Annotated in this window: 7 protein-coding genes; 4 read left to right on the forward strand and 3 right to left on the reverse strand. The window is 69.5% G+C overall.

Going from position 1 to position 14,134, the window contains the following annotated elements; genetic code table 11:
• Positions 1-5: 5 nt before the first annotated feature.
• Genes DSM104443_RS00220 through DSM104443_RS00230 form a run of 3 tightly spaced genes read left to right on the forward strand, consistent with a single transcriptional unit; the run spans position 6 to position 7,859 of the window.
• Positions 6-5,948: a hybrid sensor histidine kinase/response regulator gene (locus tag DSM104443_RS00220; protein WP_171088713.1), complete on the forward strand. Its 5,943-nt coding sequence runs from the start codon at positions 6-8 to the stop codon at positions 5,946-5,948.
• 34 nt (positions 5,949-5,982) lie between these two features.
• On the forward strand, positions 5,983-6,843 hold the full coding sequence (locus DSM104443_RS00225) for a helix-turn-helix transcriptional regulator (RefSeq protein ID WP_171088714.1): 861 nt from the start codon (positions 5,983-5,985) through the stop codon (positions 6,841-6,843).
• 50 nt (positions 6,844-6,893) lie between these two features.
• On the forward strand, positions 6,894-7,859 hold the full coding sequence (locus DSM104443_RS00230; RefSeq protein ID WP_171088715.1) for an alpha/beta fold hydrolase: 966 nt from the start codon (positions 6,894-6,896) through the stop codon (positions 7,857-7,859).
• Here the strand turns inward: DSM104443_RS00230 and DSM104443_RS00235 are convergent.
• Entirely contained in the window at positions 7,856-8,677 is an 822-nt protein-coding gene (locus DSM104443_RS00235) for an undecaprenyl-diphosphate phosphatase (protein ID WP_171088716.1), read from the reverse strand. The genes DSM104443_RS00230 and DSM104443_RS00235 overlap by 4 nt on opposite strands.
• Positions 8,678-8,721: 44 nt before the next feature.
• Between DSM104443_RS00235 and DSM104443_RS00240 the strand changes: the two genes are divergently transcribed.
• Positions 8,722-9,621: an aldo/keto reductase gene (locus DSM104443_RS00240; protein WP_171088717.1), complete on the forward strand. Its 900-nt coding sequence runs from the start codon at positions 8,722-8,724 to the stop codon at positions 9,619-9,621.
• On the opposite strand, the gene DSM104443_RS00245 is transcribed toward DSM104443_RS00240, so the two are convergent.
• On the reverse strand, positions 9,618-12,203 hold the full coding sequence (locus DSM104443_RS00245; RefSeq protein ID WP_171088718.1) for a tetratricopeptide repeat-containing diguanylate cyclase: 2,586 nt from the start codon (positions 12,201-12,203) through the stop codon (positions 9,618-9,620). The two genes, DSM104443_RS00240 and DSM104443_RS00245, sit on opposite strands and share 4 nt — an antisense overlap.
• On the reverse strand, positions 12,203-14,116 hold the full coding sequence (thiC, locus tag DSM104443_RS00250) for a phosphomethylpyrimidine synthase ThiC (protein WP_171088719.1): 1,914 nt from the start codon (positions 14,114-14,116) through the stop codon (positions 12,203-12,205). The genes DSM104443_RS00245 and thiC overlap by 1 nt, the downstream gene beginning before the upstream one ends.
• Positions 14,117-14,134: the final 18 nt, after the last annotated feature.

The following is a 14,134-nucleotide window of genomic DNA, read 5'->3' on the forward strand; positions in this document are numbered from 1 at the left end:
CTGCGATGGCGGCGATCCCCGTGACCAGCTTCGATCTTGGCCCCCTCACCTGGGTCAAGACCGAGATCGACCATTCGCTGAACCAGGCGCGCGAGAACCTCGACAAGCTGACGGCGAATCCGGCCGACCGCGCGCCGGTGAAGTACATCCTCACGCACCTGCACCAGGCCACGGGCGCGCTCGCGATGGTGGGCCTCGGCGCGGCCACGCGCTTCAACGAAGAGCTGGAGAAGCTCGTCGCGTACCTCGAGGGCGAGGACGCGGGGCGCATCGGCGGCACGGTCGGCGTCGCGAAGAAGGGCATCTCCGCGCTCTCGTCGTACCTCGACTCGCTGCTGGCCGGGGATCCCGACCGGCCGATGACGTTGCTTGCCGCGTACCTCGAGTTGAATCGCGCGCGCGGCGGAGCCGATGCGAACGAGGGCGACCTCTTCTACCCGAACCTGTCGCTCGAGCTTCCGCCCGTCGAGCCGGCGCAAGCGGTGCTCGATGACGCGGTGCTCGCCAAGGCCCTGTCGCACCAGCGCTCGCAATACCAGCAGGGCCTGCTGAAGGTCCTGAAGGGCGGCGACATCTCGGATGCGCTGCGCCAGATGCACGGCGCGGTCGTCGCGATCGAGTCGCTGCAGGCCACGACCAACACGCGCCCGTTCTGGACCGCCGCCGCCGCGTTCTTCGACGCGCTCGTCTTCGGCGGCCTCGAGCCCGGCGCCTCAGCCAAGCCGCTCTACGCGAAGGTCGACCAGCAGATCAAGCAGATGATCGAGGGTTCGGCGAAGGTGCCCGAGCGCCTGTTCCGCGACCTGCTGCTCTCCGTCGGCCGCGCGCGTCCCGTGACCGACCGCGTCGCGCTCGCGCACGACGCCTATCACCTCCCGCAGCTCATGACGACTCCCGAAGCGCCGCACGGCGACTCCGGCGACGAGGAGCTGGCGGGCCTGCTGCGCGAGATGCGCGACCTCACGGCGCAGCAGAAGGACACCTGGCTCAAGTACACCTCGGGCAACCGCGCCGCGCTGGAGCCCTTCGGCAAGCAGTCGCTGGCCCTCGCCGAGAAGGCGCAGCGCCTGCCGAACCGCGACATCCAGCTCGTGCTCGTGCGCCTCACCGACGTGGCGCCCACGCTGAAGGCGAAGGCGATCCCGCCGTCGGAAGCGCAGGCCCTCGAGGTCGCGACCGCGATGCTGTTCATCGAGGCCTCGCTCGAGAACTACTTCAAGCTCGGCACCGATTTCGCGCGCCAGTCGAAGACCGTCACCGAACGCCTGCGCATCGCCATGGCCGGCGACGTGCTCCCGCCGATGGACGCGCTCGAAGGCGGCCTCCTCGACGAGATGACGCGCCGCGCCCAGGAGCGCCTGCTCATCTTCCAGGTGGGCCAGGAAGTGCAGGTGAACCTGCAGAACATCGAGCAGGCGCTCGACGCCTTCTTCCGCGACGCCGCCAAGCGCCCCGAGCTGAAGGGCCTGCCGGGCCTCTTCGCGCAGGTGCAGGGCGCGCTGATGATCATGGAGCTGCACGACGCCGCGGGGCTCAACGCCGCCGTGATGGCGCGCGTGCAGCAGTTCGCCGAGGGCTCCGCCGACGGCGTGGGCGAGGCGGCAGAGATGGTCGCCGACGGCCTTTCCGCGCTCGGCCTCTACATCAACGCGCTGCAGCAGGGCGCCGCGAACCCGCGCGAGGTGCTCATGCCCGCGCTGATCCGCTACGGCCTCGCCGAGGCTCCGGCCAAGAAGGCCGACACCGTCATCCGCCGCACCGCGACCGTCTCGCCGGGCGACCTGGACGTGCAGAAGCAGAAGGTCGCCGCGCTCTACGAGGATTGGCAGGAAGCGCCGAAGGCCGAGAAGGAAGAAACGAAGGAACGCCTCGAGCAGGCGGTCGGCGATCTCAAGCGCGACGCCGCCGTGATGTCCGAGTCGACGCTCGCGATCAAGGCCGACGCCGTGCTCGCCGCCATCCAGGGCAGCGAGGGCGCGCAGCAGACCGGCGTCTTCCAGGCGATCCAGGGCGTGGCCCCCGACAAGGCGCCCGCCGATCCCACGCCGCAGATGGTGCAGCTGGTCGACGCGCCCGGCGCCGAGATCGACAAGGAGTTGCTCGAGATCTTCCTCGAGGAAGCCAGCGAGGTCGTCGCGACCATCTACGGCAACCTCATGGTGTGCCGCGACGTGCCGCACGACCGCGAGGCGCTCACGACGATCCGCCGCGGGTTCCACACGCTGAAGGGCTCCGGCCGCATGGTGGGCCTCACGGATCTCGGCGAAGTCGCGTGGCAATGCGAGCAGGTCCTGAACAAATGGCTGAAGGAAGAAAGGCCCGCCACGCCGGGGCTGCTTTCCTTCATCGACCTCGCGCAGGATTCCTTCGGCGGCTGGATCGGCGTGCTGAAGAGCGGCGCCCCGTCCAACATCGACGGCAGCGAGCTCGCCCACCGGGCCGAGCAGCTGAAGAGCGGCGAGGAGCCGGAATCCGCACCCGCCGTGTTCGAGTCGCTGCCCGAGGTGGAACCCGCCTCGACGGCAACCGCCGAGGCCGCGGCTGCGCCGTCGTTCGAAGAGCCCGCGCCGGTGGCCGCGGAAGCACCCGCTCCGGCCGAATCGGTGCCCGCGCTCGATTTCGCCTCCCTCGATCTCACTCCCGCACCGTCCGCGGCCGATGCCGCGCCGCCCGCGGTGGAGATCACGAAGGAAGAGGCCCTCGCCTTCTCGTTCGACGACATCCTCGCCCCGGCAGCGGAAGCCCCGCCGGCCGCGACCGAGCCTGCCGAAGAAGAGCGCATCGAGGAGACCACCGAGGAATCCGACGTCGTCATCGGCTCGATCGTGCTGTCGCCGGCGTTCTTCGCGATCTACATCGGCGAATGCGAGGAGCACATCGCGACGCTCGAGCGCGAGATGTCCGCCATCGAGGCCGACCCGGTGACGCCGGTGAGCCACGACTTCATGCGCGCCGCGCACACGCTCACCAGCAGCTCGCGCACCACCAGCTTCGACCTCATCGCCGACGTCGCCTCCGCGCTCGAGAAGTGGCTGTCGGACGCGATCGATTTCCCGCCCGAGTTCGACGCCCACCGCCTCGCCGCCACGCGCCGCGCCGTCGATGCGCTGACCGCGATGGTCCACTCGGTGCGCGGCCGTGCGGAGCCCTTCCCGCGCGACGACGTGATCGTCGAGCTCACCGCGCTTCGCGAAGGCCTCAAGGAATCGCGCAAGACCGGCGAGGGCACGCACATCAAGATGCCGGGTGTCGTGCGCGAAGCGCTCGAAGCCCGCCAGGAAGCGCTCGCGTCCGCCGAGCCGCCCGCCGAGCCGGTCGAGGAACCCATCGCGCTCTTCGAAGAGCCCGTGGCCGAACCGCCGGCTCCCGAGCCCGTTGTCGAGGCCGCGCCGCCCGAGCCGGTGTTCGAGGCTCCGGCCGAGACCTTCCAGCCGCCCGCGCCGGTCGAAGCACCGCCCACGCAGGTCGAGACGAAGCCGTTCTCTTTCGAGCCGCCGGCTCCCGAGCCCGAGAAGCCGGTCGTCGTTCCGCCCCCGGGTCCGATCGAGCATGCCCGAGCCGCGGCCGCCGAAGCGCCCGCCGCCGCACCCGCGCCCGTGGCAGAACCCGCCGAGGCCCAGTTCGAGGCCGGCAAGGACCAACGCAAGATCAAGGACGACGTCGACCTCGACCTGCTGCCCATCTTCCTGGACGAGGCGAAGGAGATCATCCCGCTCGTCTCCGAAAGCGTGCGGCACTGGAAGGGCGCCCCGTCGGACCACGCGCCTGTCGCCGACCTGCATCGCCACCTGCACACGCTGAAGGGCAGCGCGCGCATGGCGGGCCTCATGCGCCTGGGCGAGCTGGCCCACGTGCTCGAGACGCGCGTGATCACGATGGAGGGCGATCCGTCGCCCACCGTGCGCCAGTTCGACGAGCTCGAGGAAAGGGTGGACCGCTTCTCGGTCGCGCTGGAGCGCCTGGCGCGCGGCGAGGACCTGGAAGGCATCGAGCCGGTCGAGGTTCCCGTCTCCGCCGTGTTCGAGCAGCAGAGGGACAAGCCAGGCGCGATCGCCGTCATGGCCGCCGCCGCGCAGGAAGTGCGCGAGCAAGCCGCGCTGCCGCCGGAGCTTCGCGAGGCCCGCGTCGCGCTGTTGCGCGTCAACGCGGAGATGATCGACCGCTTCGTGAACGAGGCGGGCGAGCTGTCCATCGCGCGCTCGCGCATCGAGGGCGAGATGACGGCGTTCAAGCGCGCGTTGATCGACCTCACCGACAACGTCTCGCGCATGCGCGCCCAGCTGCGCGAGATCGAGATCGCCTCCGAGACGCAGATGCAGAGCGCGATCAAGCTGAAGGAAGAGCACGGCGAGCATTTCGACCCGCTCGAGCTCGACCGCTTCTCGCGCATGCAGGAGCTCACGCGCTTCCTGGCCGAGAGCCTGGGCGACGTGATCACCCTGCAGCAGTCGCTGCAGAAGAACCTGGACGAAACCGAGCTCGCCATCCACCAGCAGGCGCGCCTGAACCGCGAGCTGCAGCAGGGCTTGATGGGTGTGCGCCTCGTGCCGTTGGCGAACCTGCAAGACCGCTTCTATCGCGTCGTCCGCCAGACGGCGAAGGAACTGAACAAGAAGGCCAACCTCGAGCTGAAAGGCTCGCGCGTGGAGCTCGACCGCTCGGTGCTGGAGAAGATCACCGGCCCCTTCGAGCACCTGCTGCGAAACGCCGTGGGCCACGGCCTCGAGATGCCGGAAGAGCGCGTGAAGCGCGGCAAGCCCGAGATCGGCGAGCTGCTGATCGACGCGGCCCAGCGCGGCAACGAGGTGGTGCTCACCGTTTCCGACGACGGCGCCGGCCTCAACTACAAGCGCATCCGCGAGAAGGCCATCGAGGCAGGGCTGCTCGCGCCGGACGTGGACCTCCCGGACTCGCAGCTTGCCCAGTTCATCTTCATGGCGGGCTTCTCCACCGCGAGCGAGGTCACGCAGATCGCGGGCCGCGGCGTCGGCATGGACGTGGTGCGAAACGAGATCACCTCGCTGGGCGGCCGCGTCGAGATCTCGAGCACGCCCGGCCGCGGCACGGCGTTCACGATCTCGCTCCCCCTCACGCTCGCCGTGACGCAGGCGGTGATGCTGCGCGCGGGCACGACCATCTACGCCGTCCCCTCGGTGATGATCGAGCAGGTGCAGGAATACAAGGCGGCGCCGTACGCGGAAGTGATCGGCGCCGGCGAGGTCCGCTGGAAGGACAACACGTACGCGCTGCGCTCGCTGCTGCCGCTGCTGGGCGAGATCGACACGCCCACGCCCGCGCGCCAGATCCCGGTGCTGCTGCTGAAGAGCGGCGTGCAGCGCGCGGCGATCCGCGTCGACGAGATCATCGGCAACCGCGAGGTCGTCGTGAAGACCATCGGTCCGCAGCTCTCGCGCCTCGCCGGTATCGCGGGCGCCACGGTGCTGGGTAACGGCCAGGTGGTGCTGATCCTCAACCCCGTGCAGCTCGTGCATCGCGAGATGGCTGCGGGCACGATCTCGGTCGTCGCCGCACCGGCGCAGGAAGCGCTCGTCGTGGACCAGCGCTCCGGCTCCGCCCTCGTCATGGTGGTGGACGACTCGCTCACCGTGCGCAAGATCACGGGCCGCATGCTCGCGCGCGAAGGCTACGAGTTCATCACGGCGAAGGATGGCGTCGATGCGCTCCAGCAGCTGCAGGACGTGAAGCCCGACTGCATCCTGCTCGACGTCGAGATGCCGCGCATGGACGGCTTCGAATTCGCGCGCAACGTGCGCGCGGACGCGGAGACGAAGCACATCCCGATCATCATGATCACCTCGCGTACCGCGGACAAGCACCGCAACCACGCGCTGGAGATCGGCGTGAACGAGTACATGGGCAAGCCTTACCAGGAAGACCAGCTCCTGGCGCTCATAAAGCGTTACACGGAAGAGTCGGCCTTCGCGTAGCATCCCGGGCTTCCCGCAACGGGCGAGCCCGCGCATGGACGGATCCCACATCCCGGTGATGACGCGTCGTGTTCTTTACGACGCGGGCGGCCTTCGCGTCGGCCAGGTGGCGGCGCGCCCCGTGTCGCCCGGCTGCATGGACGTCGAGGCCCCCGGCGCCAACGTCCTCGCCTTTCCGCTGAGGGGCGTCTTCGCCCGCCACCCGTCGCCGCGGCGCGAGCTCGTCGCCACCGCGAATCACGTCGTCGCATTTCCGGCCGACCAGCCGTATCGCGTGAGCTTTCCCGGCGGCATCGGCGACGACGTCCTCGTGCTGCAATGGTCGAGCGAAGCGCTCGTGACGAAGCTGCCCCGCGCCGAGGAGCGCTTCCTCGCCATGGCCGCCTCCAACGACCTCCTCGAGCCCGGCCAGATGGTCCGCCGGAGCGTGCTGCACCGCCGCCTCGCGCGCGGCGAAGGCGACCCGCTGGAGATCGAGGGCCTGTGCGCGGAGTTGCTGCGCTCGTGCCTTCGCATCGGCGAAGCGCAGCCCCCCGGCCCGCGCCGCATCGAGAGCGTGAAGGAAGCGGTGGCGCTCGCACCCGACCGCAAATGGACGCTGTCCGATCTTGCGGAAATCGCGCGCATGTCGCCCTACCATCTCGCCCATGTGTTCCGCCAGGAAGTGGGCATGCCGGTCTATGCGTACGTCCTTCGCCTGCGCCTCGCGCAGGCGCTCTCGGCGGTCGTGGACTCCGACACCGACATCACCACCATCGCCCTCGACGCGGGCTTCGCCAGCCACAGCCACTTCACCCTGCACTTCCGCACGCTCTTCGGCGTGACGCCCGCGGCGCTGCGCCGCGGCGTCGGCTCCCGGCCCGCCGAGCTTCGCAAGATCGTGACAGCGCGCTAGGGCCGCTCCGCCCTACAGTCGCTCCCTTCACGCAACGTGGGGTGGACGACATGATGGGCAGGAGGAAATTCTTCGGAGTACTGGCCGCGACGGCCACGGTGGTCGCGGGCGGCTGCGGTACGCCGGGCACGGGACGCGGCGCGGCGATGGACGTCGCAACCTTCCACGCACGCCGCCGCTTCGCCGCCACGCCTTCCGGCGACATCGCCTATGTCGAGCAGGGCCAGGGGCGCGTGGCCCTCTTCATCCACGGCGTGCCCCTGAACGGGCTGCACTGGCGCAATGTGATGGCCGAGCTGCACGGCGTCCGGCGCTGCATCGCGCTCGACCTGATGGGCCTCGGCTACACCCGCATCGCTCCCGGGCAGGACGTGTCGTTCGTGGCCCAGGCGCAGATGGTGCGCGAATTCATCGACGCGCTGGGCATCGACCAGGTGGACCTGATCGCCAACGACAGCGGCGGCGCCGTGGCGCAGCTCTTCGCGGTGGACAACCCGAAGCGCCTGCGCACGCTCACGCTCACCAACTGCGACGTGCACGACAACTGGCCGCCCGAGCTCATCAAGCCGTCGATCCTCGCCGCCCGCAACGGCACGCTGATCGAGCGCTACGAGCGTCTTATAGACGAGCCGGAGCTGCGCTACGAGCGCTTCGCGCGCGCCTACGCCGACCCCCGCGTGCTCACCGACGAGATCTACCGCGCGTATATCGACCCGCTTCGCGCCACGGCCGAGAGCCGCGACAACTTCCATCGCTATTGGACGTCGTTCGACAACGTGCAGACAGTGCGCATCGAATCGCGCCTGCGCGAGCTGCACGTACCTACCCTGGTGGTCTGGGCGCTGGACGACGTCTTCTTCGACGTGAAGTGGGCGCATTGGCTCGGGCGCACGATCCCCGGCACCGTGAAAGTCGTGGCCCTGCCGGGTGCGAAGCTCTTCTTTCCGGAGGACCGGCCGCAGGCGCTGCTCTCGCCGCTGTGGGAGTTCCTGTGGTCCGAGGGCCGCAGCGCCTAGTGCGGCGCCTGCCCCCAGAAATACGCGAGCACGAGGACGCCGAGCACGATCCGGTACCACGCGAAGCCCTTGAAGTCGTGGCTCGCGACGAAGCGGATCAGCGCCTTCACCGCGACGAGCGCGGAGACGAAGCTCACCACGAAGCCGATGGCGAAGGGCAGGAGATCGCCGGCGCTGAAGAGCGCGCGGTACTTCACCACTTGATACCCGCTCGCCGCGAACATGATCGGCACGGCGAGGAAGAACGAGAACTCGGTGGCCGCCTGGCGCGAGAGGCCGAAGACCATGCCGCCCATGATGGTGGCGCCGGAGCGAGACGTCCCGGGGATGAGCGAGAGGCACTGCGCGAGGCCGACCTTCAGCGCGTCCTTCCACGTCATCGCGTCCACGGCCGTGACGCGCGGGGCGCCGTGACGCTTGTACCAGGCTTCGATCGCGAAGATCGCGAAGGCGCCGACGATGAGCGCGATCGCCACGCTCACCGGGTTGAACAGGTGCTCCTTGATCCTCGACTGGAACGCGAGGCCGACGATCGCCGCCGGGAGGAACGCCACGAAGAGGTTGGCCGCGAAGCGCTGCTGCACCGGGTCGGAGGCGATGCCGGAGAAGGCCTTGGCGAACCGCGCGCGATACTCCCAGCACACGGCGAGGATGGCGCCAAGCTGGATCACGATGTCGAACACCTTGCCCTTCTCGTCGTTCGCGCCGAGCCAGTCGGAGACGATGATCAGGTGACCGGTGGAGGAGACGGGAAGGAACTCGGTGAGTCCCTCGACGAGCCCGAGGAGGAGCGCGTGCCAGGCCGGAACAAAATCCATCGCGCGAGTCTAACATCGGGATCATTGCATCCCGCTGGCCCCCGATGGATCGACGCTCCCTGCTGAAAGCCGCCGCCGCACTCGGTGCCCTGCCCGCGCTGGGTGCCGCTGCGGCCGACGCACCGCTCACCCGCGCGGTGCCCTCGAGCGGCGAGCGCATCCCCGCGATCGGCCTCGGCACCTGGATTACCTTCGACGTCACGGATGCCCCCGGCCGGGAAACGCGCGCGGCGATCCTGCGCGCGTTCTTCGAGTCGGGCGGGAGGCTCGTCGATTCCTCTCCGATGTATGGGTCGTCGGAGGAGACGATCGGCGTGGGGCTGGAACGCATCGGCCGTCCGCCTTCGCTCTTCGCGGCCACCAAGGTGTGGACCGTGGGCGGCCTCGCCGGCCGCCGCCAGATGGAACGCTCGCGCACCCTGTGGAAGGTGCCGCGCTTCGACCTCCTGCAGGTCCATAACTTCCTCGACTGGGACACGCACCTACCTACGCTGAAGGCGATGAAGGCCGACGGGCGCTTGCGCTACGTCGGCGTCACCACCTCGCACGGCCGGCGCCACGACCTGGGCGAGGAGCTCATCCAGCGCGAGCGCCTCGACTTCTTCCAGGTGACGTACAACCTTGCGGACCGCGAAGCGGAGCAGCGGCTGCTGCCGCTCGCGGCGGAGCGTGGAACGGCCGTGATCATCAATCGCCCGTTCGACGGCGGCGCGCAGTTCGGACGCATGAAGGGCAAGGCGCTGCCGGGCTGGGCCGCGGAGATCGGTGCGACGACGTGGGCCGCGGTGTTCCTGAAGTGGATCGTGGGGCATCCGGCCGTCACGGTCGCCATTCCCGCGACGTCGCAGTTGCCGCACCTGAAGGAGAACATGGCGGCGCTCACGGGGCCGCTGCCGGACGCGGCGCTTCGCAAGCGCATCGCCGCCGAGTTCGACCGCGGTTAAGCCTCGCGCGCCTCGGCGCGCCGTTGCAGTGCGTCGGGCGCTCCGTGTACGCGGTTGCGGCCCAGCCGCTTCGCCTCGTAGAGCGCGGCATCCGCGGCGCGCAGGAGGTCTTCCAGCTCCGCCGCGCTGCTGCCGCGCAGCGTCTGCGCATCGACGACCGCCGCGCATCCCAGGCTGATCGTGGCGCGGAAGGGAGCCCCCGCGTATTCGACCTCCAGCGCTTCCACCGCGACGCGGATGCGCTCGGCCGCCTTCATCGTCGCCTCGAGGTCCGCCCCGGGGAGCACGAACGCGAATTCCTCGCCGCCCATCCGCCCGATCACGTCGTGCGGGCGCTGCTGCGCGCGAAGCACCGTCGAGACCGCGGAGATCACGCGGTCGCCGGCGCCGTGGCCGCCCTGGTCGTTGATCGACTTGAAGCGGTCGAGGTCCGCCATGACGACGCCGATCGCCCCGCCGTAGCGGATGGCGCGCGACACCTCGCTCTCGGCGGTGGCAAAGAAGCGCCGGCGGTTGGCCAGCCCCGTGAGCGGATCGGTGGTCGCGAGCTTGCGCATCTCGGACTCCGTCTCGCCCAGGCGGCGGTGCTTCTCCTCGAGCTGCCCGTGGGCGCGAGCGTTGGCGAAGGCGACGGCCGCGTAGCCGCAGATCGTGCGGAAGACGAGCTTCTCGCGCTCACCATACGCGCCCAACGTCGTGGTCTGGACCGTGAGCACACCCAGCAGTTGGTCCTTCACCACCATGGGCGCGAACCAGAAGGTGCGCGTGGGCTCGGTGCCGGGGATCCGCGCCGCGGCGCGCGCGCCTTCCTCGGCCTCGATGCAGATCTCCACGCGCTCGCGGGCGGCCCGCGCGGCATAGCTCTCGAAGTCGGCGAGCTGCACGTCGGAGATCGGCAGCGGTCGTCCGCGCTCGATCGCGTAGCGCGTGAGGCGTGCGCCGGCCGCGTCGAACACGAAGACGCCGGTGAACGTGACGTCGGCGAAGCGGCCGAGGTGCCGGTGCATCGCCTCGAGCATCTCGGCCGGGTCGAGGTGCGACGTGATGTCCTGGCCCACCAGCCGGAGGTTCTCCAGGGTCGAGAGCGCCGACTCGAGGTCGCGCGCACGCTCCTTCGCGCGTTCGGTCTCGTGGCGCTCCTGCGCGAGCAGGAGCTGGTTCACGGCCCGCCGGTCCTTTTCCTTCACTTCCTCGGCGCGCGCGGTGCGTTCGGCCGCGAGCGCACGCGACAAATCGCCCGCCGCTTCATGGGCGCGCGCGATCTCGGTGTGGAGCTGGCTCTTCTCGTGGTGGCCGCCGATCGAACCGACCACCTCCAGCGCCTGTTCCAGGTGACGAAGCGCCAGGGCGACGTTGTCGGGCTCGCCCAGCTCGGTGCCGTGCGTGCCGTAGATCTCCGCCAGCGAGCGCAGCGCTTCCACTTCCCACAGGCGCGCCTTGGTGCTGCGTGCGAGCTCGAGCGCGGCATTGGCGCTATCCAGCGCTTCGCGGGCTCGCCCCAGCCGCGAGAGCGCTTGCGCGCCAATCGCGAGCAGGCACGCCACCTCGGGCTGCGAGCCCAGGTCGCGCATGATCGATTCGGCGTGGCGCAGGTGCTCCAGCGCCTCCTCGTTGCGACCCAACGCCAGGCAGGCGTCCCCGAGGTAGTACGTGGCAATGGCATAGCCCCGGGCCCGCGGATGGTCGCCGAGGACACTGCGCGCTTCCGCGAGCAGCTCGATGGCGCGCTCGGGCTGTCCGGTGTCGGAGAGCTGGCGTGCGAAATTCGCGAGCGCATGTCCGATGGCACGCGGCCATCCCAGTTGCCGGGCCCTCGCGAGCAGGCGCTCGGCCGTGGCGCAGCTCGCTTCGCGGTCGCCCAGGTTCGAGTGCGCGGAGACCAGGCCGGCTTCGGCGCGGAAGGCCTGCTCGAGCATGCCGCAAGCCCGGGCCGAGGGAACGACCTCGCTGAAGATCGGCACGACCTCGAGGAACGCGTTCTGCTGGAAGGCGAGCACGCCCTCGATGAAGCGAAGGTGCGCCTCGACCGAAGGCGAAGGCCGCATCACTTCGGAGCGGATCAGCCGCAGCTCCGAGGCGACGGAGCCGGGGTCGCCAAAGCCGCTGGCGAGCACGGTCCAGAGGCGGGCGTGCGCGATGCGCTGCACGTCGCCCGCGGCGCGGTAGGCGTCGAGCGCCTCGCGGTAGAAGCCGAGCTCCCGCTCGCGCATTCCATCGACCTCCGCGATGCGCGAGGCGAGCAACGCCACGTCACCCACGCCCGCGACATCCCCGCAGCTTTCGAACTGGGAGCGGGCCCGCTGGCAGAGCGCCGTCGCTTCCTCGACGTGGGAATTGAGCAGGGCGCACTCGGCGAGCGTGAGGGCGATGCGTGCGGGCAGCGGTCCCTGCTGCGGGCTCTCGCCGCGTCCCGCGTCCACCAGCGCCTCGGCCTCGCGCGCCACGCGGGCGGCTCGCGCGACATCGCGCTGCCGCAGGTGCCACGCGAGTGCCACGAGGGGCTCGAGGCGCCCGCCGCCCGAGGCGGCGCCCGCCGTGCGTTCGAGCTCCTCGACCTGCGCGTCGGTGGCGTAGAAATCCATCAGGCCTTCTTGTAGATCTCCGCGCCCGACTTCACGAACTCCACGGCCTTCACTTCCATGCCCTTCTTCAGCGCGGCCTGGTCGGACACGCCGTGCTTCGCGGCGAAGTCGCGCACGTCCTGCGTGATCTTCATCGAGCAGAAATGCGGGCCGCACATGGAGCAGAAGTGCGCGAGCTTGGCGCCTTCCTGCGGCAGCGTCTCGTCGTGGAAGAGCTTCGCCTTGTCCGGATCGAGGCCGAGGTTGAACTGGTCGTCCCAGCGGAATTCGAACCGCGCCTTCGAGAGGGCGTTGTCGCGAATTTGCGCGCCCGGGTGACCCTTCGCGAGGTCGGCGGCGTGCGCGGCGATCTTGTACGTGATGATGCCGTCCTTCACGTCGTCCTTGTCCGGCAGGCCCAGGTGCTCCTTGGGCGTCACGTAGCAGAGCATCGCGGTGCCGTACCAGCCGATCTGCGCCGCGCCGATGCCGCTGGTGATGTGGTCGTAGCCGGGCGCGATGTCGGTGGTGAGCGGCCCGAGCGTGTAGAAGGGCGCCTCATGGCAGGCCTCCAGCTCGAGCTCCATGTTCTCCTTGATGAGCTGCATCGGCACGTGGCCGGGGCCCTCGATCATCACCTGCACGTCGTGCTTCCACGCGAGCGTCGTCAATTCGCCGAGCGTCTTCAGCTCCGAGAGCTGCGCTTCGTCGTTGGCGTCGTAGATCGAGCCGGGGCGCAGGCCATCGCCGAGCGAGAAGGCGACGTCGTACGCCTTCATGATCTCGCAGATGTCCTCGAAATGGTCGTAGAGGAAGCTTTCCTTGTGGTGCGAGAGGCACCACTTGGCCATGATCGAGCCGCCGCGCGAGACGATGCCCGTCATGCGGTTGGCCGTCATGGGGATGTACGGCAGGCGAACGCCGGCGTGGATCGTGAAGTAGTCCACGCCCTGTTCGGCCTGCTCGATCAGCGTGTCGCGGAAGATCTCCCAGGTGAGCTCCTCGGCCTTGCCGTCCACTTTCTCCAGCGCCTGGTAGATCGGCACCGTGCCGATGGGTACGGGGGAGTTGCGCACGATCCATTCGCGCGTCTCGTGGATGTGCTTTCCCGTGGAGAGGTCCATCACCGTGTCGCCGCCCCAGCGGATGGCCCACGTCATCTTGTCGACCTCTTCCGCGATGGACGAGCCGATCGCGGAGTTGCCGATGTTGGCGTTGATCTTCACGAGGAAGTTGCGGCCGATCGCCATCGGCTCGCTCTCGGGGTGGTTCACGTTGTTCGGGATGATGGCGCGGCCGCGGGCGACTTCCGAGCGCACGAACTCCGGCGTCACTTCCTTCGGGATCGAGGCGCCGAAGGACTCGCCGGGATGCTGCCGGCCCATCAGCTCGTGCAGGCGCTTGCCCATGGGCCCGGTGGCGAGCAGCGACTCCAGGTATTCCGCGCGTCGCAGGTTCTCGCGGATCGAGACGAACTCCATCTCCGGCGTGATGATGCCCTTACGCGCGTAGTGCATCTGCGAGACGTTGGCGCCCGCTTTCGCGCGGCGCGGGTCCCGCTTCAAATTGAAGCGCAGCTCCGCGAGCTTGGAATCGGCGAGCCGCTCCTGGCCGTAGCGCGACGAGGGGCCGGAAAGACGGTCCGTGTCGCCGCGCTCCTCGATCCACTTCTCGCGCAGCGGCGCCAGGCCCGAGCGGATGTCGATCTTCGCGGCGGGGTCGGTGTAGGGCCCGCTGCAGTCGTACACCCAGATCGGCGGGTTCTTCTCGGCGCCGAACGAGGCCGGCGTATCCGACTGCGAGATCTCGCGCATCGGCACTCGGAGGTCCGCGCGCGAGCCCTGGACGTAGACCTTGCGCGAGGCGGGCAGCGGCTGGACCGCGGCCTCGTCCACGTGGGCGGCGGCGGCGATGAATTTGGGATTGGCGTTCATGGAGCTCACTCCTTGAAG

Origin of the sequence: Usitatibacter rugosus (genome assembly GCF_013003965.1) — a bacterium.
GTDB classification, from domain to species: domain Bacteria; phylum Pseudomonadota; class Gammaproteobacteria; order Burkholderiales; family Usitatibacteraceae; genus Usitatibacter; species Usitatibacter rugosus.

Bases quoted from the DNA above. Each gene is read 5' to 3' on its own strand.
- DSM104443_RS00230 (WP_171088715.1), top strand. From the start codon at position 6,894: ATGATGGGCAGGAGGAAATTCTTCGGAGTACTGGCCGCGACGGCCACG.
- DSM104443_RS00225 (WP_171088714.1), top strand. From the start codon at position 5,983: ATGGACGGATCCCACATCCCGGTGATGACGCGTCGTGTTCTTTACGAC.
- DSM104443_RS00240 (WP_171088717.1), top strand. From the start codon at position 8,722: ATGGATCGACGCTCCCTGCTGAAAGCCGCCGCCGCACTCGGTGCCCTG.
- DSM104443_RS00220 (WP_171088713.1), top strand. From the start codon at position 6: ATGGCGGCGATCCCCGTGACCAGCTTCGATCTTGGCCCCCTCACCTGG.
- DSM104443_RS00245 (WP_171088718.1), bottom strand. From the start codon at position 12,203: ATGGATTTCTACGCCACCGACGCGCAGGTCGAGGAGCTCGAACGCACG.
- DSM104443_RS00235 (WP_171088716.1), bottom strand. From the start codon at position 8,677: ATGGATTTTGTTCCGGCCTGGCACGCGCTCCTCCTCGGGCTCGTCGAG.
- thiC (WP_171088719.1), bottom strand. From the start codon at position 14,116: ATGAACGCCAATCCCAAATTCATCGCCGCCGCCGCCCACGTGGACGAG.